This is a genomic window from Geomonas ferrireducens (assembly GCF_004917065.1).
Lineage (GTDB): Bacteria > Desulfobacterota > Desulfuromonadia > Geobacterales > Geobacteraceae > Geomonas > Geomonas ferrireducens.
This window is the reverse complement of sequence record NZ_SSYA01000002.1, coordinates 1220690-1245606: the sequence shown is the minus strand read 5'-3', so window position 1 is coordinate 1245606 and position 24917 is coordinate 1220690. Positions and strand designations below refer to the sequence as shown.

At 60.7% G+C, this 24917-nt stretch carries 23 protein-coding genes and 1 other annotated feature; of the genes, 20 read left to right on the top strand and 3 right to left on the bottom strand.

Annotated elements, in window-relative coordinates; all coding sequences use genetic code 11:
* Nucleotides 1-70: 70 nt before the first annotated feature.
* Nucleotides 71-1543 (bottom strand): ketol-acid reductoisomerase, encoded by a 1473-nt coding sequence (gene ilvC / locus E8L22_RS14310; RefSeq protein WP_136525802.1) that lies wholly within the window; start codon nt 1541-1543, stop codon nt 71-73.
* A gap of 220 nt (nt 1544-1763) precedes the next feature.
* Here ilvC and ilvY point away from each other — a divergent pair, with 220 nt between their 5' ends.
* The 18 genes from ilvY (at nt 1764) to E8L22_RS14220 (ending at nt 21166) form a co-directional block, all read left to right on the top strand.
* Entirely contained in the window at nt 1764-2654 is an 891-nt protein-coding gene (ilvY, locus tag E8L22_RS14305) for an HTH-type transcriptional activator IlvY (protein ID WP_136525801.1), read from the top strand.
* 364 nt (nt 2655-3018) lie between these two features.
* Nucleotides 3019-3789: a 30S ribosomal protein S2 gene (gene rpsB / locus E8L22_RS14300; protein WP_136525800.1), complete on the top strand. Its 771-nt coding sequence runs from the start codon at nt 3019-3021 to the stop codon at nt 3787-3789.
* A gap of 99 nt (nt 3790-3888) precedes the next feature.
* Nucleotides 3889-4539, top strand: coding sequence for a translation elongation factor Ts (tsf, locus tag E8L22_RS14295; RefSeq protein ID WP_136525799.1), 651 nt, complete (start codon nt 3889-3891; stop codon nt 4537-4539).
* Nucleotides 4540-4706: 167 nt separating this feature from the next.
* The gene (gene pyrH / locus E8L22_RS14290; protein WP_135871443.1) at nt 4707-5429 is read left to right on the top strand and encodes a UMP kinase; all 723 of its coding nucleotides are present in this window, start codon (nt 4707-4709) and stop codon (nt 5427-5429) included.
* A 1-nt stretch (nt 5430) separates the two neighbouring features.
* Nucleotides 5431-5988 (top strand): ribosome recycling factor, encoded by a 558-nt coding sequence (gene frr, locus E8L22_RS14285; protein ID WP_136525798.1) that lies wholly within the window; start codon nt 5431-5433, stop codon nt 5986-5988.
* Between the two features lie 108 nt (nt 5989-6096).
* Complete coding sequence (locus tag E8L22_RS14280; protein WP_136525797.1) at nt 6097-6843, top strand: isoprenyl transferase; 747 nt, start codon at nt 6097-6099, stop codon at nt 6841-6843.
* 44 nt (nt 6844-6887) lie between these two features.
* A complete protein-coding gene (locus tag E8L22_RS14275; RefSeq protein WP_136525796.1) occupies nt 6888-7676 on the top strand; it encodes a phosphatidate cytidylyltransferase in 789 nt (262 codons plus the stop codon).
* Nucleotides 7677-7773: 97 nt separating this feature from the next.
* Entirely contained in the window at nt 7774-8931 is a 1158-nt protein-coding gene (locus E8L22_RS14270; protein ID WP_136525795.1) for a 1-deoxy-D-xylulose-5-phosphate reductoisomerase, read from the top strand.
* A gap of 83 nt (nt 8932-9014) precedes the next feature.
* Nucleotides 9015-10079: an RIP metalloprotease RseP gene (rseP, locus tag E8L22_RS14265; RefSeq protein ID WP_136525794.1), complete on the top strand. Its 1065-nt coding sequence runs from the start codon at nt 9015-9017 to the stop codon at nt 10077-10079.
* A gap of 3 nt (nt 10080-10082) precedes the next feature.
* A complete protein-coding gene (gene tsaB, locus E8L22_RS14260) occupies nt 10083-10775 on the top strand; it encodes a tRNA (adenosine(37)-N6)-threonylcarbamoyltransferase complex dimerization subunit type 1 TsaB (protein WP_136525793.1) in 693 nt (230 codons plus the stop codon).
* A gap of 156 nt (nt 10776-10931) precedes the next feature.
* A complete protein-coding gene (ilvD, locus tag E8L22_RS14255) occupies nt 10932-12593 on the top strand; it encodes a dihydroxy-acid dehydratase (protein WP_136525792.1) in 1662 nt (553 codons plus the stop codon).
* A gap of 159 nt (nt 12594-12752) precedes the next feature.
* Complete coding sequence (gene ilvB / locus E8L22_RS14250) at nt 12753-14453, top strand: biosynthetic-type acetolactate synthase large subunit (RefSeq protein ID WP_136525791.1); 1701 nt, start codon at nt 12753-12755, stop codon at nt 14451-14453.
* 24 nt (nt 14454-14477) lie between these two features.
* Nucleotides 14478-14969 (top strand): acetolactate synthase small subunit, encoded by a 492-nt coding sequence (gene ilvN / locus E8L22_RS14245; protein ID WP_129126365.1) that lies wholly within the window; start codon nt 14478-14480, stop codon nt 14967-14969.
* Between the two features lie 115 nt (nt 14970-15084).
* On the top strand, nt 15085-15744 hold the full coding sequence (locus E8L22_RS14240) for a phosphatidylserine decarboxylase family protein (RefSeq protein WP_136525790.1): 660 nt from the start codon (nt 15085-15087) through the stop codon (nt 15742-15744).
* A gap of 32 nt (nt 15745-15776) precedes the next feature.
* The gene (pssA, locus tag E8L22_RS14235) at nt 15777-16526 is read left to right on the top strand and encodes a CDP-diacylglycerol--serine O-phosphatidyltransferase (RefSeq protein ID WP_162604849.1); all 750 of its coding nucleotides are present in this window, start codon (nt 15777-15779) and stop codon (nt 16524-16526) included.
* A gap of 187 nt (nt 16527-16713) precedes the next feature.
* Nucleotides 16714-16960: a binding site (T-box leader), on the top strand.
* A gap of 119 nt (nt 16961-17079) precedes the next feature.
* Nucleotides 17080-18627 carry a 2-isopropylmalate synthase gene (locus E8L22_RS14230; RefSeq protein ID WP_136525788.1) on the top strand — a complete coding sequence of 516 codons (1548 nt, stop codon included), beginning with the start codon at nt 17080-17082 and terminating at the stop codon, nt 18625-18627.
* A 167-nt stretch (nt 18628-18794) separates the two neighbouring features.
* Nucleotides 18795-19304, top strand: coding sequence for a hypothetical protein (locus tag E8L22_RS14225; protein WP_136525787.1), 510 nt, complete (start codon nt 18795-18797; stop codon nt 19302-19304).
* Nucleotides 19304-21166, top strand: a complete 1863-nt coding sequence (locus E8L22_RS14220; RefSeq protein ID WP_136525786.1) for an MXAN_6640 family putative metalloprotease — start codon at nt 19304-19306, stop codon at nt 21164-21166. Before E8L22_RS14225 ends, E8L22_RS14220 begins: the two co-directional genes overlap by 1 nt.
* 69 nt (nt 21167-21235) lie before the next feature.
* On the opposite strand, the gene E8L22_RS14215 is transcribed toward E8L22_RS14220, so the two are convergent.
* Complete coding sequence (locus tag E8L22_RS14215) at nt 21236-21439, bottom strand: cold-shock protein (RefSeq protein ID WP_129126359.1); 204 nt, start codon at nt 21437-21439, stop codon at nt 21236-21238.
* Nucleotides 21440-21659: 220 nt separating this feature from the next.
* Complete coding sequence (locus E8L22_RS14210; protein ID WP_136525785.1) at nt 21660-22688, bottom strand: LOG family protein; 1029 nt, start codon at nt 22686-22688, stop codon at nt 21660-21662.
* Nucleotides 22689-22847: 159 nt separating this feature from the next.
* Here E8L22_RS14210 and E8L22_RS14205 point away from each other — a divergent pair, with 159 nt between their 5' ends.
* Complete coding sequence (locus E8L22_RS14205) at nt 22848-24131, top strand: 3-isopropylmalate dehydratase large subunit (RefSeq protein ID WP_136525784.1); 1284 nt, start codon at nt 22848-22850, stop codon at nt 24129-24131.
* A gap of 67 nt (nt 24132-24198) precedes the next feature.
* Nucleotides 24199-24726 carry a 3-isopropylmalate dehydratase small subunit gene (locus E8L22_RS14200; RefSeq protein WP_136525783.1) on the top strand — a complete coding sequence of 176 codons (528 nt, stop codon included), beginning with the start codon at nt 24199-24201 and terminating at the stop codon, nt 24724-24726.
* Nucleotides 24727-24917: the final 191 nt, after the last annotated feature.

Genomic DNA, 24917 nt, shown 5'->3' with positions numbered 1-24917 from the left:
GATTTTTCGGCTGAAAATAAAAAAGGCGCTCCGGATGGAGCGCCTTTTCTTGTCTGCGGCGGTGACCTAGTTAAACGATCTTCTGCATGCCGGTCATGGCGGCACGCAGTTCGGCGCCGACTTCCTCAACGAGGTGGTTGCGGATTTCAGCGTTCACCGCGACCAGCAGCTGGTTGTCGACGCTGTTGTCCTTCACGTCGAGACCTTTGCCGATCACGTCGGTGCCGACCTTGGCCATGAAGGGCTTCAGAAGCGGTACGCAGGCGTGCGAGAAGAGGTAGCAGCCATATTCAGCGGTGTCGGAGATGACGCGGTTCATCTCGTACAGCTTCTTCCTGGCGATGGTGTTGGCGATGAGCGGGGTCTCGTGCAGCGACTCGTAGTAGGCGCTCTCCGGCTCGATGCCGGTCTCGACCATGGTCTCGAAGGCGAGCTCGACGCCTGCCTTCACCATGGCGACCATGAGGATCGCCTTGTCGAAGTACTCCTGCTCGGAAATCTCGCCGGCAGCTTCGGTCTGCTCGAAGGTGGTCTTTCCGGTCTCTTCGCGCCAGGTGAGGAGCTTCACGTCGTCGTTGGCCCAGTCCTGCATCATGGTGCTGGAGAACTCGCCACTCATGATGTCGTCCATGTGTTTCTGGAACAGCGGACGCATGATGTCCTTAAGCTCGCTGGCGAGCTTGAAGGCAACGAGTTTGGCCGGGTTGGAGAGGCGATCCATCATGTTGGTGATGCCGCCGTGCTTCAGTGCCTCGGTGATGGTCTCCCAGCCGAACTGGATGAGCTTTACGGCGTAAGGGGCGCCCATGCCGTTTTCGACCATCTTGTCGAAGCAGAGGAGGGCGCCCGCCTGCAGCATGCCGCAGAGGATGGTCTGCTCGCCCATGAGGTCCGATTTCACTTCCGCGACGAAGGAGGACTCGAGTACGCCGGCGCGGTCGCCGCCCTGGGCGGAGGCGATGGCCTTTGCGATTTCGAGGCCGTCACCCTTGGGGTCGTTCTCGCCGTGCACCGCGATGAGGGTCGGTACGCCGAAGCCGCGTTTGTACTCGGCGCGCACCTCGGAGCCCGGGCACTTCGGTGCTACCATGACGACGGTCAGGTCCTTGCGGATCTGGGTGCCTTCCTCGACGATGTTGAAGCCGTGGGCGTAGCTGAACACTGCGCCTTGCTTCATGAAAGGAATGACGGTCTCCACCACCTTGGTGTGCTGCTTGTCCGGGGTGAGGTTCATGACGATGTCGGCGGTGGGGAGGAGTTCCTCGTAGGTTCCGACCTTGAAGCCGTTGTCCGAGGCGTTTAGGTAGGACTGGCGCTTCTGCTCGATGGCGTCTTTCCTGAGGGCATAGGAGACGTCAAGCCCGCTGTCGCGCATGTTGAGGCCCTGGTTGAGACCCTGTGCGCCGCAACCGACGATGACGATCTTCTTGCCTTTCACGTATTCGCAGCCGTTGGCGAATTCGGATGCGTCCATGAAGCGGCAGGTCCCCAGTTCCTGCAGCTGACGGCGCAGCGGCAGGGTGTTGAAATAGTTCTGTCCCATCGTTTTTCTCCTCCTGATTATATTGCTGGTGTGGTTACAAGTCTGAAAGTGTGCTGACTGTATACTATATTTAACGTTGCGTAAATTGATTTGTTGTGCATATTGTGTTGCGTATAGCGCAATGATGGCGTGTGGTGGTGGACCTTGTGGGGATGGTGGGCCCGGTGGACGTCGTGGGCGCGGTGGACACCGTGGATGGTGAAGAAGAAGGAGACTTTTTATGGATCTGCGGGAGCTCGAAATATTTCTTACCCTGGCGGAGTTGAAACATTTCGGCCGCGCGAGCCAGGCGTGCAACTTGAGCCCCTCGGCGCTTACTCGCACCATCCAGCGCATGGAGGAAAAGCTGGAACAACCGCTCTTCTTGCGCGATAACCGCACGGTCGCCTTGTCCCCGGCTGGGGAGCGCCTGAAGGCTTACGCGCGCCTTTGTCTCAACGAATGGCAAAGCCTCCGCTCGTCGATCCGCAATGAGCAGGCTGTCACCGGCTCCCTCTCCATATACGCTTCCATCACTGCTGTCTACAGTCTCCTCCCGGAACTTCTGGAATCGTTCAGGGAGCGGTACCCGGAGGTGCAGCTTGAGTTGAGGACTGGCGCCGCTGAACAAGCTGTGGCCCAGGTGCAAAGTGGGGAAATCGACCTCGCTGTGGCGGCGTTCCCGGATGGACCACGCCCAAACATCGAGTTTCTCCCCATCGTTACCATCCCGCTCATCTTCATCGCCCCACGTGTTGCAGGCGCGGCGGAGGTGCCGGTTCCCGGCGACCGCCTCGACCTTTCCCGCGCTCCGCTCGTGCTGCCGCAAACCGGCCTTTCGCGTCGACGTCTGGATCAGTGGCTTAAGGAGCATCGCATCACTCCCAATATCACCTCGGAGGTCTCCGGGAATGAGGCCATCATCGCCATGGTGCGCCTTGGCTGCGGCGTGGGCATAGTTCCCCAGCTCGTGCTGGAGCGCAGCCCTTTTCGCGACGAGGTCGCCATCCTGCAGGACGCCCCTGTGCTGAAGCCATACCAGGTGGGGCTTTGCACCAGCAAAAGAAACCTGCAGCGGGCAAGCGTGAAGGCTTTCTGGCAACTGGCTGAGGAGCGGTCGATGTCGGTTTAAAATCACTCAACGCAAAGACGCGAAGCCGCAAAGGCGCAAAGAGAAAATCAAAGACTATGAACGACAAGGAAATGCAGAAGCAAAAATTTTTTACCCGCTTTCTTTGCGTCTCAGCGCCTTCGCGTCTTTGCGTTAACGATTTTTGCTGTTGTACCTGCTTCTGATTTTGCCTGGCTTATGTCCGTCGTTCTTTGCGGCTTTGCGGCACTGCGTGACATGGTTTTGGTCTTGCCTTCATTTCTCCCCTGTGCTATATAAGTTCGCTGTTCAAAATTCACACGCCATCACAGCCGTGTCGGTGGTGCCCGCATGCGGGTTCCGGCATTAACTGGTGGCGGAGGGAAAACCAAAGGAGAAAGTAAAAATGTCGAACATCACCATGAAAGAACTGCTCGAAGCCGGCGTCCACTTCGGACACCAGACCAAGAGGTGGAACCCGAAAATGAAGCCGTACATCTTCGGCGCTCGTAACGGGATCTACATCATCGACCTGCAGAAGACCGTCAGGCTCTTCAAAAACGCTTACAGCTTCGTGACCGAAATGGCACAGGCTGGCGAGACCGTCCTCTTCGTCGGCACCAAGAAGCAGGCTCAGGATTCCGTGGCGGAAGAGGCACAGCGTTGCGGGCAGTTCTACGTCAACGACCGCTGGCTCGGCGGCATGCTCACCAACTTCTCCACCGTGAAGCAGAGCATCGACCGTCTCAAGCGTCTTGATAGCATGATCGCTGACGGCACCATCGAGGCATACACCAAGAAAGAGCAGCTCAAGCTCGGCAAAGAGCGCGAGAAGCTCGAGAAGACCCTGGGCGGCATCAAGGGTATGGGCAGGACCCCGGGCATGCTCTTCGTGGTTGACCCGAAAAACGAAGAAATCGCGGTATCCGAGGCGAAGAAGCTGGGCATCCCGGTCGTCGCCATCGTCGACACCAACTGCGATCCGGACGACATCAACTACGTCATCCCGGGCAACGACGACGCTATCCGCGCCATTCGTCTGCTGACCAGCAAAATGGCTGACGCCGTTCTTGAAGGTGCCCAGGCTCGCAACGCCCGTCTCCAGACCGGCGCTGAGGAAGAAGTAGCCTTCACCGAGGGCGAAGAGGTTGCCGAAGAAACTCCCGCCGAGGCCTAAGGTCTCCTTCGGTCACCGTACCGGCATCACCTTTTTCAAAAAATCTACATGACTAAGAAGCCCGCACCGAAACCGGTGCGGGCTACTGTGGAGGATAACGTGAGCATTACAGCTGCACAGGTTAACGAACTGAGGAAAGCAACCGGCGCAGGCCTCATGGACTGCAAGAAAGCTCTTACCGAGACCAACGGCGATCACGAGAAGGCGATCGACTACCTGCGCACCAAGGGTCTGGCTGCCGCATCCAAGAAGGCCGGCCGCGCAGCGACCGAGGGCATGGTAGGCTCCTACATCCACGGCGGCGGCAAGATAGGCGTCCTGGTTGAGGTCAACTGCGAGACCGACTTCGTCGCCAAGAACGAGAACTTCCAGAACTTCGTGAAGGACATCGCGATGCACATCGCTGCGGCCTCCCCGCTTTACGTGCGCCGTGAGGAAGTACCCGGAGAGCTGATCGAGCGCGAGAAGGCGATCTACCGCGAGAAGGCCAAAGAGAGCGGCAAGCCGGCGGCCATCATCGAGAAGATCCTCGAAGGCCAGATCAACAAGTTCTACGGCGATATCTGCCTTCTCGAGCAGGCCTACGTGAAGGACCCGGACAAGACCATCCAGACCTTCCTGAACGAGACCATCGCTTCCATCGGCGAGAACATGAGCATCCGCCGCTTCACCAAGTTCGTGCTTGGCGAAGGGCTCGCCAAGAAGGAGAGCGACTTCGCGGCAGAGGTCGCCGCGGCGGCCGGCGTGTAACACGTCCCAAAGGGAGCCGGCCATGAAAATGGGCGGCTCTTTTTTTATCTGCAGCAAGGCAAAAAGCCCTGCGATGGCGGCGTCAAGCCCCGGCAGGCGAACGGGCTACGCCCGAACCTGTTCTGCGTGAAGGCTTTTTGCCGTCTAAAAAAGGCAAGGTGACTACGATGGCAGAACCCTATTACAAAAGAGTACTTCTCAAGCTTTCCGGCGAGGCCCTCGGCGGCGACCAGGGGTACGGCATCGACCCCAACACCATCACCGCGATCGCCCGCGAGGTGAAGCAGGTGGTTGAACTGGGCGTCGAGCTGTGCCTCGTCATCGGCGGCGGCAACATCTTCCGCGGCGTGGCGGCCTCCTCCAAGGGGATGGATCGCGCCAGCGCCGACTACATGGGGATGCTTGCCACCATGATCAACTCGCTGGCCATGCAGGACGCCCTCGAGAAGGTCGGCGTCGACACCCGCGTCCAGTCCGCCATCGCCATGGCCGAGGTGGCCGAACCCTACATCCGCAGGCGCGCCATCAGGCATCTGGAAAAGGGGAGGGTGGTCATCTTCGGAGCCGGCACCGGCAACCCCTACTTCACCACCGATACCGCGGCGAGCCTGAGGGCGATGGAGATCGGCGCCGACGTGATCCTCAAGGGGACCAAGGTCGACGGCGTTTACTCCGCCGACCCCGCCAAGGACAAAAATGCCACCAAGTACGGTACGCTCAGCTACCTGGAGGTCCTTAGAAAAGGGCTTCAGGTCATGGACGCCACCGCCATCTCGTTGTGCATGGACAACAGCCTTCCGATCATCGTCTTCGACGTGACGACCGACGGCAATGTCGTGCGGGTAGTCACGGGCGAACCGATCGGCACCCTCGTGAAAGAAGGAGAATAACATGATCAAGGATGTCATCGCCGACATGAACGTCCACATGGACAAGAGCATAGATTCCCTCAGGAAGGACTACCAGAAGGTCCGCACCGGTCGCGCAAGCACCTCGCTTCTGGAGGACGTCAAGGTGGACTCCTACGGGATGCTCTCCCCGCTCAACCAGGTGGCGACCCTTTCCGTCCCCGAGGCCAGGACCATCACGATCCAGCCGTGGGACAACAAGATGATCGGTCCCATCGAGAAGGCGATCATGAACTCGAACCTCGGGCTCACCCCTGCCAACGACGGCAAGGTGATCCGCCTCTGCCTTCCGCCGCTCACCGAGGAGCGCCGCAAGGACATCGTGAAGCAGCTGAAGCGCGACGCCGAGGAAGCCAAGGTTGCGCTCAGGAACATCCGTCGCGACGCCATCGACAAGCTGAAGAAGCTCGAGAAGGACAAGCAGATCTCCGAGGACGATCTGAAGCGCGCCGAGAAGGATGTCCAGGACGGGACCAACAAGTACGTTGCCAAGGTCGAGGAAGTGCTGGCTCACAAGGAAAAAGAGGTGATGGAGGTCTAACGGACCGAGGCGCGAGGGGGAGGATACTCCCCTTCGCGCTGCCGTCCGGCCTTCGCGTTCACAGGCAAACCCCCTATTCAAAGGGGCTTTTTTGTTTTCAGGATGCTCATGGACAAACGCTTAGACCCGAAGAAACTCCCGAAGCACCTAGCCGTCATCATGGACGGCAACGGCCGGTGGGCCAAGCAGCGCATGCTGCGCAGGATCGTTGGACACCAAAAAGGAGTTGAGACGGTGCGGGTCATCGTCGAGGAATGCTCGCGTCTGGGCATCGGTTACCTTACCCTCTTCGCCTTCTCAGCCGAAAACTGGCTGAGGCCGAAGGCTGAGGTCAAGGCGCTCATGACGCTCTTGAAGCAGTACATCCGCGCCGAGACCGGCCGCATGATGCAGAACGACATCCGCTTCAACGTGATCGGCAACCGGGGCGACCTGCCGCCGGATATTGATCGGGAGATCCAGTCGACCATCGACAAGACCTCCGGCAACAAGGGGATGCTCCTAACCCTGGCCCTTTCCTACGGCAGCCGCCAGGAGATGGTGGCCGCCGCCAGAAGGCTCGCGACCGAGGCCGCCGCCGGTAGGCTCGATCCTGCGAGCATCGACGAGCGCGCCTTCAGCGCATCGCTCTTCACCGCCGGGATTCCGGATCCGGACCTTCTCATCAGAACCAGCGGGGAGATGCGCATCAGCAACTTCCTGCTTTGGCAGTTGGCCTACGCCGAGCTTTACTTCACCGACGTTAACTGGCCCGATTTCGACAGAGAAGAACTCTTGCGCGCATTCCACGACTTCCAGTCCCGCGAGCGCAGGTTCGGCATGACCAGCGAGCAGCTGGGCCAGCTGCCTTCATAAAAAGGCTAAAGCCTTGCAGGGGCAGTGCCCCGAAGGAGTCCGCCATCAAACGACTAATCACCGCAGCCGTCCTGCTGCCCCTCGTGATCCTCTTCATCCTCAAGGCGACGGTGTTCCAGTTCTCGCTGCTGGTATTCCTGCTCTCCCTTTTGGGGCTCGACGAGTTCTACCGCATGGCGTTGCCGCACCGCCGCGCAGAAGGCAGGGGTGCCGCCTTGGCCGGCGCCGGTTCCGTCTTCGTCATCTTCTCCGGCAGCCCCGCTATCCCGCTTCTGACCCTCACCGCGCTGGTGCTTGTTTTCTCGCTCGTCGCACTTTTCCGGCTGAAGGAGATCAGGCAGGCGGCTCCCGACGTGGCGCTGATCCTCACCGGCTTTCTTTACGTGCCGCTTCTTCTGGCGCACCTCGTGCTCGTGCGTGCGCTGCCGCACGGGACCTCCTGGCTGTTCCTCATCATGGTGATCGTCATGGCCGGGGACAGCTTTGCCTACTACGTCGGCTCCAGTATCGGAAAAACGCCGCTCTACCCGGCGGTGAGCCCCAAAAAGAGCGTCGAGGGGGCGCTGGGGGGGCTGGCCGGCAGCGTGAGCGGCGCGGTCATTGCAAAGTTCACATTTTTCCCTGAGCTTTCCTTGGTCCACTGCTTCGGCGCCGCGCTCGTCTTGGGCGTCCTCGGGCAATTGGGCGACCTGTTCGAATCGCTCATCAAAAGGAGCTGCGGCGTGAAGGATTCCGGCTCCATCATCCCCGGTCACGGCGGCGTTCTTGACCGGATCGATTCCATCTTGTTTGCGGCACCTGCGGCGTACTACTACGCCTACTTCCTGTTCTAAACTGCGCTTGAAAGGCCCGGCCGCTCTCCCGATTTTTCACGCGGGCGGGCGTAATCCGGCATCGGCGTTGGTTGACTTGAGACGTCTGCGAGGGAAAATGAAAAATCTTACGATTTTGGGCTCGACAGGGTCGATCGGGGTCAGCACCCTCGAGGTGGTGGCGGCCCACCCCGACAAGTTCCGCGTGGTGGCACTCACCGCGGGCTCCAACCTTGAACTTCTTCAGCAGCAAATCGAGACCTTCAAGCCGGACCTGGTCTCGGTGCTCACCGCCGAAAAGGCGAAGACGCTCAGCAGATCCTTGAGCGGGAAGAAACCCCAGATCATGCACGGAGTGGAAGGGCTCATCGCGGCGGCGACCGCCCCCGAGAGCAACATGGTCGTAGCGGCCATCGTCGGTGCGGCCGGCCTGATTCCTACCGCCGCCGCCATCATGGCGGGCAAGGATGTGGCGCTCGCCAACAAGGAGACCCTGGTCACCGCCGGGCATCTGATCATGAAGATGGTGCGTGACAAAGGGGTGCGCCTCTACCCGGTGGACAGCGAACACTGCGCCGTCTTCCAGTCCATGGCCGGACACCGCTGCGAGGACATCGCCCGCGTCATCCTCACCGCTTCGGGCGGCCCGTTTCTCAACTGGGGGCTTGAGCAGCTTAGAAACGCCACCGTAGCCGACGCCCTGAACCACCCGAACTGGAGCATGGGGAAGAAGATCACCGTCGACTCCGCAAGCATGATGAACAAAGGACTCGAGGTGATCGAGGCGCGCTGGCTCTTCGACATCCCGGTGGAGCGCATCGCAGTCAACGTCCACCCCCAGAGCATCGTGCACTCCATGGTCGAGTACATCGACGGCAGCGTGATGGCTCAACTGGGGGTACCGGACATGAAGGGGCCGATCGCTTACGCGCTTACCTACCCCTGCCGGGTCGCCTCAGGGGTGAAAGCGCTCGATCTGACCGCCCTCTCCGGGCTGACCTTTCTCAAGCCGGACACGGACCGGTTCCCGGCGTTAAGACTCGCCTACGAGGCTTCCAACGCGGGCGAAAGCATGCCGGCGGTGATGAACGCCGCCAACGAGATCGCCGTGGAGACCTTCCTCGCCGGAAAGATCGGTTTCATGGCCATCGCCGAATCGATCGAGAAGGTCATGAACCTGCACACCCCCCACGACCTGCACTCCATCGAAGAAGTGCTGGAGGCAGACCGCTGGGGAAGAAGAACCGCCAGGGAAGTCCTTGGGGTGATGGAATAACTCAAACCACCGCCGATCCGCACGCATGACGTGCCACAGGGGCGGTGACGGCAGGGTGCCGCCCGCCGAAAAAAGGGACGACGATGAGCATACTTTTCGCAATCATAGCCCTCGGGGCGTTGATCTTCATTCACGAACTCGGTCATTTCCTGTTCGCCAAGGCCTTCAAGGTCGGTGTCGAGAAGTTTTCCCTAGGCTTCGGGCCGAAGATCTTCGGCAAGCAGGTGGGGGAGACCGAATACGTGATTTCGGCGTTTCCGCTGGGCGGGTACGTGAAGATGGTGGGGGAAGGGGAGGAGGCAGAACTCTCCGATGAGGACAAAAAGCGCTCCTTTGCCGACAAGCCGGTGCTGCAGCGCATCGTCATCGTCGCCGCCGGCCCCGTCTTCAACCTCCTTTTCGCCTACCTGATCTTCATCCTCCTCTTCATGGTCGGCGTGCCATCCCTGACCACGAAGGTCGGCGAGGTGATGCCGGACAAGCCCGCGGCGCGGGCGGGGATCAAAACCGGCGACGCGATCCGGATCGTGAACGGCAAAGCGGTAACGCGCTGGGACGAGTTCGCCAAGGTGATCGCCGAGGGGAAAGGGGCGCCGGTGCAGGTCGAGGTCGAGCGCGGCCAGTCACGCCTGAACTTCAACATGGTCCCTGAGAAGCGCGTTGCGAAGAACGTCCTGGGCGAGACCGTCACCCAGCCGATCATCGGCGTCGTCGCCGCCGGAGAAACCGTAATCGATCATTTCCCTCCGGGCGAGGCCATCGTCAAGGGGAGCGCCCAGTGCTGGAACGTGATCGAGCTCACCGTGCTTTCGCTGGTGCGCCTCGTGGAGCGGGCCATCCCGCTGGACAACATCGGCGGACCGATCATGATCGTCAAGATGGCGGGCGAACAGGCAGCCGCTGGCGGGGTGAGTTTCTTAGCCTTCGTCGCGCTTCTCTCCGTGAACCTCGGTGTGCTTAACCTTCTGCCGGTGCCGATCCTGGACGGCGGGCACTTGGCCTTCTTCGTGATCGAGCTGGTGCTCCGCAGACCGGTCAGCAAGCGAACCCGCGAGATCGCGCAGCAGATAGGGCTCGTGCTCCTGATCAGCCTCATGATGCTCGCCTTCTACAACGACATCGCGCGCATGTTTGCCAGTAAGGCCTGATCGATGAAGATACTCACCATCGACACCTCCAGCAACTGCTCCTCGGTTGCGCTCTCCGACGGTGCGACCCTGCTCGGCGAGTGCATCTTAGGCGAAGGCCGCTGCAACTCGGGCCGCCTCATGGACTCGGTTTCCGAGCTCCTGAAGGCGGCGCGTCTCGCCCCGGAAGGAGTCGATGCCTTCGCCGTCTCGCTCGGCCCCGGCTCCTTCACCGGGGTGCGCGTCGGGATCGCAACGGTCAAGGGACTTGCCATCGCGACCGGCAAGCCCGCGGTCGGCTTCTCCTCCCTCGCCATGCTCGCCATGAACCTCCCTTACTGCTCGGCACAGGTGGCACCCATGTTCGATGCGCGCAAGGCCGAGGTCTACGCCGCCCTTTACCGCTTAGGCTCGCTCCCCGAGGCCGTCTTTGCCGACGCCGTTCTCCCCCCGCAGGACTTTCTTTCCCGGATCACCCAGCCGACCGTCTTCATTGGGGACGGCGCGGTGCGCTACCGCGACTTGATCGCCGAAACGGTCGGCGAGCTTGCCATCTTCCCTCCCTGGCACGCGAACCTGCCGCGCGCGAGCGCCGGAGCGGTGCTGGCACGCGAGGCGGCCCGGGCCGGGAAGTTCACGCCGCTTGCCCAGCTAAACCCCGTCTACCTGCGCGCCTCCGAGGCGGAGATCGCGAAACGAAAGCGCGAGTCCCTTTAACACCGTTTTAGTCTGTTGACAGCCCCGTTTTAATGTATTATGGTGACCCTTCCTACCAATTCTCGGTAACTGTTCTCAACTACACAGTTTTTGGCAAGATCAACTGCCGGTTCGGCCTCCTCGAACAGAGTGCCGCCGGCGTCATGGGAGAACTGCATGCGTAGCGACATGATCACCCAAGGGCTTGAGCGTACCCCGCACCGCGCCCTTTTGAAAGGAACCGGCCTCCCGCAGAGCGAGATGGGAAAACCCTTCATCGGCATCGCCACAAGCTTCACCGATCTCATCCCCGGCCACGTCGGGATGCGCGACCTCGAGCGCTTCATCGAGAAGGGGGTGCACACCGGCGGCGGCTACTCCTTCTTCTTCGGCATTCCCGGCGTATGCGACGGCATCTCCATGGGGCACAAGGGGATGCACTACTCGCTGCCGACCCGCGAACTGATCGCGGACATGGTCGAGTCGGTCGCCGAGGCGCACCGCCTGGACGGCCTCGTCCTTCTGACCAACTGCGACAAGATCACCCCGGGCATGCTCATGGCGGCAGCCCGTCTCGACATCCCCTGCATCGTGGTCACCGCAGGCCCCATGATGAGCGGCCGCGGCGACGCCGGCAGGAAGTACTCCTTCGTCACCGACACCTTCGAGGCGATGGCCCGCTACAAGGCCGGCGTCATCGACGACCAGGAACTCGCCCGCTGCGAGGAGAACGCCTGCCCCGGCATGGGTTCCTGCCAGGGGCTCTTCACCGCGAACACCATGGCGATCCTCACCGAGACCATGGGGATGAGCCTGCCGCGCTGCGGCACCGCACTCGCCGTCTCGGCGCTCAAGCGCCGCATCGCCTTCGCCTCGGGCGAGCGCATCGTCGACCTCGTGCGCGAGAACATCACCCCGCGCTCCATCCTGACCCGCGAGGCGTTCGAGAACGCGATCCGCGTCGACCTGGCGCTTGGCGGCTCTTCGAACACCGTGCTGCACCTACTCGCCATCGCCCACGAGGCCGGCGTGGATCTGCCGCTCAACACCTTCGATATCCTCTCCAAAGAGACCCCGCAGATCGCCTCGATGAACCCGGCTGGCGAACACTTCATGGAAGACCTCGACGCGGCAGGCGGCGTCGCCGGTGTCATGAAGCAGCTTGGGGACAAGATCCACGACTGCCCGACCCTCATGGGCCTTTCCACGAAAGAGATCGCGGCGAGCCTTAAAGCGGTGGACGAAAGCGTGATCCGCCCGATGGATGCACCGGTCAAGAAGGAAGGGGGGATCGCGGTCCTCTTCGGCAACATCGCCCCAGAGGGTGCCGTGGTCAAGCAGTCCGGCGTCGGCGAGAAGATGATGCAGTTCACCGGCACCGCCCGCTGCTTTGATTCCGAGGACCTCGCAATGGCCGCCATCATGGAAGGGAGGATCAAGAGCGGCGACATGGTGGTGATCCGCTACGAGGGACCCAAGGGGGGACCGGGGATGCGCGAGATGCTCGCGCCGACCGCCGCCATCATGGGCCTGGGCCTTGGCGACTCCGTGGCTCTCATCACCGACGGCCGCTTCTCCGGCGGCACCCGCGGTCCCTGCGTGGGCCACATCTCGCCGGAAGCCGCGGTGGGCGGCCCCATCGCCCTCGTTGAAGACGGCGACAAGATTGAACTCGATATCCCGTCCCGTTCCCTGAAGCTCCTCGTGAGCGACGAGGAACTGGCGGCAAGGCGCGCCCGCTGGGTCGCCCCTGAGCCGAAGATCAAGAAGGGTTGGCTCGCCCGCTATGCGAAGGTGGTTACCTCGGCCCATACCGGCGCCATCACCACCGCTGAATAAAACCTCGACCCCCTCTACCGTGAGGGGCAGGGGCAGGTCCCTTCCTTACCGGGACGGATCGGCCCCAGGGGAAACTCATTACTAGTGATTCCGTGCTTACCAAGCGTGGGATCGATCAATACGCAGGCAGGAGAACTGCCGCGGCAAGGGGGACATCGCATGAAGATGAACGGTGCACGTATTCTATTGGAGTGTCTCAAGCGGGAGGGGGTCGACACGATCTTCGGCTATCCCGGCGGGACGGTCATCAACCTCTACGACGAGCTCTTCTCGTTCAAGGAGATCAGGCACATCCTGCCCAGGCACGAGCAGGCAGGTGTTCACGCGGCCGACGGCTATGCCCGCGCCACCGGCAAGGTAGGGGTCGCCATCGCCACCTCGGGACCCGGCGCCACCAACACCATCACCGGTATCGCCACCGCCTACATGGACTCCATCCCGATGGTGATCATCACCGGACAGGTGCCGACCGCCCTCATCGGCAACGACGCCTTCCAGGAGGCGGACATCATCGGCATCACCCGCCCGTGCACGAAGCACAACTTCCTCGTGAAGGACGTGAAGGACTTGGCGACCATCATGAAGAAGGCGTTCTACATCGCCCGCACCGGCCGTCCCGGCCCGGTCGTGGTCGACCTCCCGAAGGACGTCCAGGTCGCCCAGACCGAGTTCAAGTACCCCGATACCGTGGAAATCCGCGGCTACAAGCCGACCGTCGAGGGTCACCCGAAACAGATCGAGAAGGCGGTCGCCGCGATCATGCAGGCGAAAAAGCCGGTGATCTACGTTGGTGGCGGCGTCATCTTAGGCAACGCCTCGGCCGAACTCGTGGCGCTCGCGAAACGCCTCGCCATCCCGGTCACCACCACCCTCATGGGCCTTGGCTCCTTCCCTGAGAACGATCCGCTGTCGCTGGGGCTTCTCGGCATGCACGGCACCTACTACGCGAACATGGCGGTTTCCAACTGCGACATGCTGATTGCGATCGGGGCCCGTTTCGATGACCGCGTCACCGGCAAGATCGCCTCCTTCGCGCCGCACGCGAAGATCGTCCATGTCGACGTCGACCCCACCTCGATCAAGAAGAACGTGCGCGTCGACCTCCCCATCGTAGGCGACGTGCGCGACGTGCTTACGAAGATGCTGAAGATCGTAGACGAAATCGGCCCGGACGCCGAAGGGTGCCGCCAGGCGGTCGCCGCTTGGAGCGCCGAAATCGACGGGTGGAAGGAAAAACACCCGATGTCCTACAAACAGACCACCTCCACCATCAAGCCGCAGTACGTGATCCAGAGGCTGCGGGCGCTCTCAGACCCGGACGCCATCGTGGCAACCGACGTCGGGCAGCACCAGATGTGGACGGCGCAGTTTTTCGGCTTCACCGCACCGAGGACGCTCCTTTCCTCCGGCGGCCTCGGCACCATGGGCTTCGGCCTCCCGGCGGCCATGGGGGCCCAGGCCGGCTTCCCCGACCGTCAGGTCATGGTGATCTGCGGCGACGGCGGCTTCCAGATGAACATGCAGGAACTCGCCACCATCGTGCAGAACCGTCTCAACGTAAAGATCGTCATCCTGAACAACAACTTCCTGGGCATGGTACGCCAGTGGCAGGAGCTCTTCTTCGACAAGCGCTACTCCTCGACCTGCATGGAACTTCCCATCGACTTCATCAAGCTCGCCGAGGCCTTCGGCGCCACCGGTCTGCAGGCGACCAAGGTGGACGAGGTCGACGAGATCATCAAGAAAGGGTTCTCCATCAAGGGACCCGTTCTGATGGAGTTCAAGGTCGCACGCGAGGAAAAGGTGCTCCCGATGGTCCCGGCCGGCGCTTCGCTGACCGAGATGGTTCTTGCTAGCTAAATGCCCATGCCCATGGAGGATACGATGAAACATACGATAGCTGTGCTCGTGGAGAACGAATTCGGCGTTCTCTCCCGCGTGGTCGGTCTCTTTTCCGGCCGCGGCTTCAACATAGATTCCCTTACCGTGGCGCCGACGAACGACGAGGCGCTTTCCCGCATCACCCTGGTCACCCGCGGTGACGAACAGATCATCGAGCAGATCACCAAGCAGCTCAACAAGCTGATCGACGTGATCAAGGTTATCGACTTCGAGGCGGAGAACGCCATCGAGCGCGAGATGGTGCTCGTGAAGGTCGCCGCCGAGGACCAAAGCCGCGCCGAGGTCTTAAGGATCGCGGACATCTTCCGCGCCAAGGTCATCGACGTGACCCCCAAGTCCTACACGCTCGAGGCAACCGGCACCCCCGCCAAAGTGGGCGCCATGATCGAGCTCCTGCGCCCCTTGGGGCTCAAGGAACTGGTCAGCACCGGTCCCGTGGTGATCGGCCGCGGCGCCAAGGGATGGAAGGGGTAATAGCTTCTTTTCATTGCATGAAGGGCCGTTTTCGGGCTATACTCCCGCTTTGCTGCGCGGAGGCCCGGAAACGGCCTTTTTCTTTCCGCGACAATCACTCAACCAGAGGTACTAGATGCGCAATACCAATACCCCGATCGCCGTCGAGGGGTACCCGTTCATAGCAGGCTTCGCCGCTGTGGCCGCGGTCTTCGCGGTCATGGGGCAGTTCCTGCACTGCGGCTTCTTCTTCCCGGCAGCCCTCTTTGCGCTGCTCGCCCTGTTCTCCGTCTTCTTCTTCCGAAACCCCGAACGTAACACGCCTGCCGGTGAGAACAAGGTTATTGCCCCGGCCGACGGCGAGGTGATCTTCCTCGGCAAGGTGATCGAACCGCACACCTCGACCGAGATGGAGAAGATCAGCATCTTCATGTCCGTCTTCAACGTTCACGTGAACCGCGCGCCGCTGACAGCGAAGGTGGTGGACGGCTTCTACAACAAGGGTAAGTTCTACGACGTGCGCGACGAGCGCGCGAGCTTCGAGAACGAACAGCAGGGGCTCGTCCTCGAGACCGCTTCCGGGCTTAAGATGGTGGTGGTGCAGGTGGCCGGGCTCATCGCAAGGCGCATCGTCTGCTACGCGAAGCCGGGGGACCAGCTGACCCGCGGTCGCAGGTACGGCCTGATCCGTTTCGGTTCGCGGCTCGACGTTTACCTGCCGCTTAACACGAAGATCGACGTGGTCATGGGACAGAAAACGGTCGCCGGTGAGACCGTACTGGGGATACTGCCGTGAGTGAAGAGAAACCAAAAGTAGAAAGGGAAGGGATGCGCAAGGGGATCTACGTCCTTCCCAACCTGTTCACCGCCGGGAGCCTCTTCGCCGGCTTTTACTGCATGGTTTCCACCGTGAACGGCGACTACCGCACCGCCGCCCTCTGGATCCTCGCCTCCTCGATCTTCGACGGCCTGGACGGCAAGGTGGCCCGCCTCACCGGGACCGCCAGCAAGTTCGGCGTTGAATTCGACTCGCTTGCCGACGTGGTCTCCTTCGGCGCCGCACCCGGGCTTCTCATGTACTGCTGGGCCTTGAAGCCCTTCGGGCGCCTGGGCTGGCTCGCCGGTTTCCTCTTTCTCGCCTGCGCGGCTTTGAGGCTTGCCCGCTTCAACGTCCAGGTGGAGACCGTGGAGAGCAAGCGTTTCGTGGGGCTGCCGACCCCTGCCGCGGCGAGCATGGTGTCCGCGACGGTGCTCTTCTTCTACCACATGGGCTGGCCCGCCTCGTACAACAAGCTCGCCATCCTGGTACTCATATACTTCCTCGCGCTCCTCATGGTCTCGAACGTCAAATACTACTCGTTCAAGGACCCGAGCCTGATCAAGAGGCAGCCCTTCGCCATCCTGGTGCTCGCGGTGCTGCTCCTCATCGTGGTCGCGGCGGAACCGGTGGTGATGCTTTTCACCATCTTCATCTGCTACATCCTCTCCGGCCCGATCGGTTTCGTCATCGGTTACCCGCGCAGGCGCAGGCTTGAGCGCGCCATGCACCGGGTCTACGAGGGGAAGAAGAACCTGTAAACCCGTTCAACGTTCTGCGTTCAACGTTCTACGTTGACAACGATGGGACGCAACGGTACTACGGCGGCTCGATGGTTAAAACACGGCGTTGTCCAGTATGGGCAACGCCGTTTTAGTAGGGTGGTGTCGGAAAATAAAACAAAAAGGCTTGACACGGGTTCGAGCGTTTTCTATTATCTCCCGTAATGTAAAGGCAATGACGAGGAGTAGTAGCCTATAACTTCCCCTACAGAGAGCCGGTGGTTGGTGCAAACCGGTGAGGAAGCAGGTGAACTCGCCTTCGAGCCGTCGTGGTGAAGAACACCCGTTCTACCGAGAACGCGTCGCTCCTAGCCATGACCGAAACCCCGCGTAAAGGGGACAACGAGGTCTGCCGCAAGGCGGATGAATGAGGGTGGTACCGCGGAAGCTTTTTAGAAGCCTTCGCCCCTTGCTGGGGCGGAGGCTTTTTTATTTTCGGCCTGTCGGTTTTTGCCACCGTGTCTGACCTGATCAAGCAGGCAGGGGAGGGCAGGCTAACGAGGCAGCACAACCACTAAGAGGGGGAGCGCAAGTGAACAACACGGAACCGAAAACCATCAAGATCTTTGACACGACACTCAGAGACGGGGAGCAGTCCCCGGGCGCCAGCATGAACATCGAGGAGAAACTCCGCCTCGCCAGGCAGCTTCAGAAACTGAACGTCGACGTCATCGAGGCGGGCTTCCCGATCGCCTCGGAGGGGGATTTTGAGGCGGTGCAAAAGGTGGCCCAGACCATCAAAGGGCCGGAGATCGCCGGTCTTTGCCGCGCCGGTTTCAAGGACATCGATCGCGCCTGGGAGGCCCTGAAGTACGCCGAGGAGAAGGGTCGCATCCACACCTTCATCGCCACCTCCGACATCCACATGAAGTACAAGCTGCAGATGACACCGGCCCAGGTGCTTGATGCGGCGGTCAAAGGGGTGAAAAGGGCACGTTCCTACACCTCCAACGTCGAGTTCTCCTGTGAGGACGCAGTGCGCACCGACCTCAAATTCCTCGCCGAAGTGGTGGGCGCGGTCATCGACGCCGGCGCCACCACGGTCAACATCCCCGACACGGTCGGCTACACCATCCCCTTCGAGTACTTCAACATCATCAAGTACCTGAAGGACAACGTGAAGAACATCGACGACGCGATCATCTCGGTTCACTGCCACAACGACCTGGGCCTTTCCGTGGCCAACTCCATCGCCGCCGTGCAGGCGGGCGCGGGACAGGTCGAGTGCACCATCAACGGCATCGGCGAGCGCGCCGGCAACTGCTCGCTCGAGGAGTTCGTCATGGCGATAAGGACCCGCGGCGACATCCTCCCCTTCAAGACCAACGTGGTCACCGAGCAGCTCACCCCGGCCTCCCGCCTGCTCACCCAGGTTACCGGCATCGCGGTGCAGCAGAACAAGGCCATCGTCGGTGCGAACGCTTTCGCCCACGAGGCGGGGATCCACCAGCACGGCATGCTGATGGACAAGTCGACCTACGAGATCATGACCCCCGAGTCGGTCGGCCTCAAGGCAAGCGCTCTCGTTCTCGGCAAACACTCCGGGCGCCACGCCTTCAAGAAGAGACTCGAAGAACTCGGACACGAGCTGGACGAGGACGCGCTGAACAAGGCGTTCACCCGGTTCAAGGCGCTCGCTGACCTGAAGAAGGAGGTCTTCGACGAGGACCTGGAAACCATCGTCGCCGACCAGGCGAAGAAGATCGACGAGAAGTACAAGCTCTCCCACATCACCGTCACCTGCGGCTCGTTCGCCGTCGCCACGGCAACGGTCCAGATGGAGATCGACGGCATGCAGGTGAGAACGGCCGAGCTCGGCGACGGCCCGGTCGACGCGACGCTCAAGGCGATCAAGAAACTCGCCAAGCGTGACGCGCAGCTGCTCCAGTACAACGTAGGCTCCATCACCGGCGGCACCGACGCGCTCGGCGAGGTCACCGTCCGCATCACCGAAGGGGAAAGAAACCCGGTCGTCGGGCGCGGGTCCTCCACCGACATCATCGAGGCTTCGGCAAAGGCGTACATCGATGCGCTGAACCGGCTCTACTTCTCCACCGATCGCGACATAGAATCTCTCTAGTTGTCCGCAACACACTCTGAACCGCAACAAGGATAAGGAAGCCGTCCGGCTTCCTTATCCTGTCTTTACATTTTTTTACTGTAATTCTGCTGCCGCCTCGTGTAATGCTATCAGCATTTCCCTTCATGTTTTTCGCTTCCCATCCGATCAGTATCCAGGTGATTCACATGCACGGTCTCAGACGCCTAGCTCTTGTTGCTTTGACAGTAGCCCTAACCGCTTTGACTGCGCATGCCTTCGCCAAGCGCCCTTCCGAACTCTGGTCCTACCTTCATTTCGACGGGAAGGGGTTTGTCGCCGGCAAACCGGGAGAGCCTTTCGTCCCCTTCGTGGCGGTGCGCCCCGGGTTCCGTCCCGTGGTGGAGACCAACGAGGAGAGGATCCGCGAGGAGGCGCTGGCCGAAGGTACCGGAGCGATCGCAGGGATCTGCTTCGTGCAGTCGTACGGAGGGAAGCTGCGCTCCGCCGCGGGGTACCATGCGGTGCCGCTGCTTTCCGTTCCCATCACTGCCCGGGACAAGCAGGTGACGACGGTTGATACCGACGGTAACGGCTTCTTCGTGGCGGTACTCCCGGGTGGCACCTACCGGGTCGGCAACCAGGGCGTCGAGGTGAAGGTTGAGGTGGGCGCAACAAAACTGGTCCCGCTTCGAGTGGGCAAAAGGATGGTGGACTAGTGGTAAACAAACTCTTCGCATCTGCGCTTTGCGCGGCACTGCTCTTTCCGGCGTTCGCTTCGGCGGCGGCTCTCGACGACTATTACCTTGCCAAGTTCGGCCACGAGGCGGGAGTCGCCAAGGCGCTGAGCTCGGTGCAGTCCCAGGCGACGCACGCCGAAAGGTGCCGTACCGGGTTTTTCAGACAGCTGAAAAAGGACTGGAGCCGGCTCGAGGCCCCCACCCAAAAGGTGCTCGCCAAATACCTCGCCCGCCCCTCGCTCAGCAGCGAGAAGACCTGCACCCCGGTCGGCGGGCACTTCACCATCCACTATACGACGAGCGGCGGGGACGCCGTCAGCCCCACCGACAACAACGGCAATGGCGTGCCGGACTGGGTCGAGACGGTTGCCGGCGTGTTCGAATACGTCTACAGCGTCGAAGTGGAGAAGATGGGGTACCATCCCCCCCCCGACGCGAGTTACGATGTCTACCTGCAGGACCTGGCAACGGACGGGGTCTACGGCTACACCCAGAACGATTCCGCGCCGGTTGCCGGCAGCTCGGTCTCCTATTCAAGCTGGATCCAGATAGACCGCTCCTTCGCTTCGCCCATATTCAGTCCCTACACCCCGATCACGAGCCTTAGGATCACCGCGGCCCACGAGTTCCACCACGCGATCCAGTTCGGGTACAACGCCTATTTCGATACCGCCTTCGCCGAGATGACCTCCACCTGGATGGAGGACGAGGTGTACGATTCCGGCAACCAGCTCTACGACTACCTTTGGGCCTACATGTCGAGCGTGGGGACCGTCGCGGTCAACGCCGGGGTCGGGGGAGGCACCGAGTACGGGCGCTGGATCTTCAACCGTTACCTCACCGAACTGCAGCAAAGCCGCACCGTGATCAGGGCGGTCTGGACCGATCTCGCGGCGCAACCCCGGCCGAGCAACACGACCTCACCCGATCTAGGCATAGAGATCCCCTTCATCCCGTCGCTTGATACCGCCCTTCAGGGCAACATCGGCAACAACTTCGTCGGCTTCGCGAAGCGTATGCTCATGCACGACTGGGAAAGCCACCTGATCGATCTGCAGCTTATCCCGACGGTCCCGCCGGCCCAGATCAATACAGTCGACGGCACGATACCCGCGCCCGCCATCTCCTTGCCGACCCCATACACGTTCCAGGTCTACAAGTACCTGCCGGCAAACCCGGGCGGCACCCTGAAGATCACCTTCACGAGCCTCCCCGCCTCGGTGGTGGTGGCCGCTGAAAAGGTCGGCACCTCGGGTGTCACCGAGTACCCTTACAACGCCTCAACTCAGAGCATAACGGTTCCCCTTTTCGAGGCGGGTGATGTCGTCTATCTGATTGCCTGCAACAACGGCAACGGCGACCTGAGCAATCCGGTGGTGGTCTCGCCGGCTTTCCCGGCGGACAGCGTCACTGTTAACGACGGTACCGGGCTTGGCAACGACGGGCTGGTGCTGGATGCCAACCGTCTCACCATCCCGGCCCAAAGCGCAAGTAGTGGCGGTGGCGGAGGTGGCGGGGGATGCTTCATCGCGACGGCCGCTTATGGTAGCTACCTTCATCCCAAGGTCGCCGAGCTCAGGGCTTTCCGCGATCACTGGCTCATGACCAACGCGCCGGGAAGGCTCTTCGTCTCGGCCTACTACCGGTTGAGCCCGCCGATCGCCGATGTGATCGCCGGCCATGAATGGATGAAGAGCGGTGTGCGCGTGATGCTGCTCCCGCTGATCTTCGCCGTCGAGCACCCGGTGGGCGCACTGATGCTCCTGCTGCTCCTGATGGGGGCCATGGTGCGGAGAGGCGTGCTGCTTCTGAAGGGGAGGGCGGGGGAAATCGCCGCCTAGGGAATAAGGGAATAAAAAAAGGCCCCGCCGGAATCCCGGCGGGGCCTTCTACGTTCGATGCTTTAAGCCTTAGCCCAGCTTCTTAACGTTTGCAGCCTGCAGACCTTTCGGCCCGTTGGTCACGTCGAAGGAGACCGCCTCCCCCTCAGCAAGGGATTTGAAGCCTTCCCCGGTGATGGCAGAGAAGTGCACGAACACGTCCTCGCCGTTCTCCTGCTCGATGAAACCGAACCCTTTCGCGTCGTTGAACCATTTAACCTTGCCCTGTGCCATTTTCCTGCCTCCTTTTTCTAACCTCCGGGTCTCTGCCGGATCTACGTTTGATGCTGCAATTTCCGGAAGGTTCTTTGGCTAGAAATGGCTCAAAGTGTTGATAACCCTTTGGCTTTTCGGCGCTGCAAACTTCCAGAACTAGCTGCTGGGATAAAAATTAACATCGTGTAATAACCTTGTCAAGCAAATATTTCAAAACAATTGTTTCTTATTTGCCCCACTAAAAGGTGTTCAAGCGCCTAATGAAGGCGATCAGCAGACCGTAGTGCTGGTGGTGGAATCGGAAGGCGATCCTCGGCAGCTCGAGCAGGTCCGGCTCGTCGGCCTCCTCGGGACGAGCGCTAATGAGCTCGATGCGGCTGCCGTCTAACCTCAATTCCGGGAACTCGTTCTCGAGCATCTCGATCTGTTCGGGGGTGAGGATCTTGGTCAGACGGATAATGAGCTCGCCGTTCACGAAGCGAATAGAATGATAGTTGGTATAGAACTCGTCGATGACCTGGACGGCCTCTTCATAGCTCTTCGTGATGGTGAAGATGGAGAAGTCCTCGGCGGAGATGAACCCCTTAACCAGCAGCCTTTCCTTGATGAAACGGAAGAAGTGCTCCCAGTAACCTTCCTCGTCGTCGACCAAAACCAGCGGTTTGGGGGACGTCTTGCCGGTCTGCACCAGGGTGAAGACCTCCATCGCCTCGTCCAGCGTTCCGAATCCCCCCGGGAACACCGCGATCGCGTCGGACTCCTTCACGAAGGCGACCTTGCGGTTGAAGAAGTACTTGTAGGTGATGAGCCTGGGGTTCTTCAGCATGATCGGGTTGGCGCTCTGTTCGAAGGGGAGCTTGATGTTCGCGGCGAAGGAGCACTCGCTTCCCGCTCCCTCGTTGCCGGCCTGCATGATGCCGCCACCGCCGCCGGTTATGATCATGTACCCCTTGTCCGCCAGCAGGCGGCTGAAGGTGATGCACTTTTTGTACATCTCCTCTTCGGGGAGCGTTCTGGCCGAGCCGAAGATGGTTACCTTCTTCTTCTGCCGGTAGGGTGCGAAGACGGTCGTCGTGTAACGCATCTCCTTCATGGTGTTGCTCAATAGCTTCAGGTCTGCAAGGTAGCTGGTGTCCTGTCCGGCTTTGAGCGCGGCGATGATCATCTCGCGCGTCTGCTCGGGGTGGTGTACCCCGCCCGCCTTCTCCATCAGATCATCAATCATCTTGTCGATTTCGCTGTTTGTCCTGTTGAAACGAAGTTGCATACGGGGCTCCCTGTTGAATTGAGGGGGCCATTATAGCATGGCTGTACGAGCAGGCAAATGTTTAATAACATTGAACAATTATTAGTTTGATTTGTTGCTCTTATTTTATTATCTTGGCGACTGGTAAAAACACTTCAAACTCAAAAGGAAGCGCTATTTATGGGTATGACAACGGCTCAAAAGATATTCGCGGCCCATCTGGTTGATGAGCCTTTTGCAGGAACCAAAGTGCTTGGCATCGACGTCGTTATGTGCCACGAAATCACCACGCCGATCGCGATCGCCGACCTCATGGCGCGCGGTAAGGACCGGGTCTTCGACACCACGAAGATCAAGGCGGTCATCGATCACGTGACCCCGAGCAAGGACTCCAAGACCGCCACCCAGGCGAAGATGCTCAGGGACTGGGCGCGTCGCCATGAGATCAAGGACTTCTTCGATATCGGCGCAAACGGCGTCTGCCACGCCATCTTCCCGGAAAAAGGGTTCATCCGCCCCGGCAACACCGTCATCATGGGTGACTCCCACACCTGCACCCACGGCGCTTTCGGCGCCTTCGCGGCCGGGGTCGGCACCACCGACCTCGAAGTCGGCATCCTGAAAGGGGTCTGCGCCTTCCGCGAGCCGAAGACCATCAGGATCAACTTAAACGGCACCCTCCCCAAGGGGGTCTACGCCAAGGACGCCATCCTGCGCGTCATCAGCGAACTGACCGTGAACGGCGCCACCGACCGCGTCATTGAGTTCGGCGGCCCGATCGTCGACGCCATGACCATGGAGTCCAGGATGACCCTGTGCAACATGGCCATCGAGGCGGGGGGCACCTCCGGCATCTGCGCACCGGACCGCGTCACCGTGGACTACCTCTGGCCGTTCATCTCCGACTCCTTCGCCTCCAAGGAAGCGGCTGTCGCCGAGTACGCCAAGTGGGCTTCCGACGCCGATGCCGAGTACGACAAGGTGATCGACCTCGACCTCTCCAATCTCACCCCGCTCTGCACCTTCGGCTACAAGCCGGACCAGGTGAAGAGCATCGAAGAGATGGCCGGGACCCCGGTCGACCAGGTCTACGTCGGTTCCTGCACCAACGGCCGCATCGAGGACCTCAGGGTTGCCGCCCAGATCCTCAAGGGGAAGAAGATCGCCCCGACGGTGCGCGGCATCCTCTCCCCGGCTACCCCGCAGATCTACAAGGAAGCGGTCGCTGAGGGGCTGATCCAGACCTTCATGGACGCCGGCTTCTGCGTCACCAACCCGACCTGCGGTGCCTGCCTCGGCATGAGCAACGGCGTTCTCGCCGAGGGCGAGGTCTGCGCTTCCACCACGAACCGCAACTTCATGGGGAGGATGGGGAAGGGTGGCATGGTGCACCTGCTTTCGCCGGCTACCGCCGCCGCCTCCGCCATCGAAGGGAAACTTGCCGACCCGCGCAAGTATCTGTAATCAATTGACGACTCACATTGACAATTGACAACGAATCGCGGGGTGTGCCCGCTTACAGGAGACTGACATGAAAAAATTTGGTGGCCCGGCCCTCTTCCTGGACCGCAGCGACATAAATACCGATGAAATCATCCCGGCCAAGTATCTCACCGAGATCACCAAGGAGGACCTGAAGCCTTACCTCCTCGAGGACCTGAAACTGCCGGGCTTCGACCCGAAGAGCGATAAGACCTTCGGCGCCGGCGCCGTGGTCACCCGCGCCAACTTCGGTTGCGGTTCCTCCCGCGAACATGCACCGTGGGTCTTCGAGGTGAACGGCATCCATGTGGTCATCGCCGAGTCCTTCGCCAGGATCTTCCGCCAGAACATGTTCAACTGCGGCATGGCCGCCATCGAGCTTGCGCCGGAGCAGATCGACCGCCTCTTCACCTTTGCCGATGCCGCAGACGCTACCATAGAGGTGGACGTTGCCAACACGACGCTCACTATCAAAGGTGGGGGGCGTGAGGAGTCGATGCAGTTCGAGATCTCTCCCTTTGACAAGGCGCTTGTTCTCGCCGGGGGATGGGTCGATTACGCTGACAGCAAGTACTGATCAAGCATAATCTACATTCAGAGAGATTTGCCGAGGCAGGAGACAGACAGTTTCCTGCCTCGCTCTTTTTGTCGCATGACTGGACATTTTCAACGGAAGTGGCATAACTTTGACGGTGAGTCGAGCGATGTGAAGCCCTTGTGTCACTTGTAGTAATTGTCTTACGTCGCCATTACTGTGACGTACTCAAT

What these genes read in the sequence shown, in the direction of transcription:
- pyrH (WP_135871443.1), top strand. Translation starts at nt 4,707, where the DNA reads ATGGCAGAACCCTATTACAAAAGAGTACTTCTCAAGCTTTCCGGCGAG.
- E8L22_RS14215 (WP_129126359.1), bottom strand. Translation starts at nt 21,439, where the DNA reads ATGGCACAGGGCAAGGTTAAATGGTTCAACGACGCGAAAGGGTTCGGT.
- E8L22_RS14270 (WP_136525795.1), top strand. Translation starts at nt 7,774, where the DNA reads ATGAAAAATCTTACGATTTTGGGCTCGACAGGGTCGATCGGGGTCAGC.
- rseP (WP_136525794.1), top strand. Translation starts at nt 9,015, where the DNA reads ATGAGCATACTTTTCGCAATCATAGCCCTCGGGGCGTTGATCTTCATT.
- ilvB (WP_136525791.1), top strand. Translation starts at nt 12,753, where the DNA reads ATGAAGATGAACGGTGCACGTATTCTATTGGAGTGTCTCAAGCGGGAG.
- rpsB (WP_136525800.1), top strand. Translation starts at nt 3,019, where the DNA reads ATGTCGAACATCACCATGAAAGAACTGCTCGAAGCCGGCGTCCACTTC.
- ilvN (WP_129126365.1), top strand. Translation starts at nt 14,478, where the DNA reads ATGAAACATACGATAGCTGTGCTCGTGGAGAACGAATTCGGCGTTCTC.
- frr (WP_136525798.1), top strand. Translation starts at nt 5,431, where the DNA reads ATGATCAAGGATGTCATCGCCGACATGAACGTCCACATGGACAAGAGC.
- E8L22_RS14205 (WP_136525784.1), top strand. Translation starts at nt 22,848, where the DNA reads ATGGGTATGACAACGGCTCAAAAGATATTCGCGGCCCATCTGGTTGAT.
- E8L22_RS14200 (WP_136525783.1), top strand. Translation starts at nt 24,199, where the DNA reads ATGAAAAAATTTGGTGGCCCGGCCCTCTTCCTGGACCGCAGCGACATA.
- pssA (WP_162604849.1), top strand. Translation starts at nt 15,777, where the DNA reads ATGCGCAAGGGGATCTACGTCCTTCCCAACCTGTTCACCGCCGGGAGC.
- E8L22_RS14240 (WP_136525790.1), top strand. Translation starts at nt 15,085, where the DNA reads ATGCGCAATACCAATACCCCGATCGCCGTCGAGGGGTACCCGTTCATA.
- tsaB (WP_136525793.1), top strand. Translation starts at nt 10,083, where the DNA reads ATGAAGATACTCACCATCGACACCTCCAGCAACTGCTCCTCGGTTGCG.
- ilvD (WP_136525792.1), top strand. Translation starts at nt 10,932, where the DNA reads ATGCGTAGCGACATGATCACCCAAGGGCTTGAGCGTACCCCGCACCGC.
- E8L22_RS14210 (WP_136525785.1), bottom strand. Translation starts at nt 22,688, where the DNA reads ATGCAACTTCGTTTCAACAGGACAAACAGCGAAATCGACAAGATGATT.
- E8L22_RS14225 (WP_136525787.1), top strand. Translation starts at nt 18,795, where the DNA reads ATGCACGGTCTCAGACGCCTAGCTCTTGTTGCTTTGACAGTAGCCCTA.
- ilvC (WP_136525802.1), bottom strand. Translation starts at nt 1,543, where the DNA reads ATGGGACAGAACTATTTCAACACCCTGCCGCTGCGCCGTCAGCTGCAG.
- E8L22_RS14280 (WP_136525797.1), top strand. Translation starts at nt 6,097, where the DNA reads ATGGACAAACGCTTAGACCCGAAGAAACTCCCGAAGCACCTAGCCGTC.
- ilvY (WP_136525801.1), top strand. Translation starts at nt 1,764, where the DNA reads ATGGATCTGCGGGAGCTCGAAATATTTCTTACCCTGGCGGAGTTGAAA.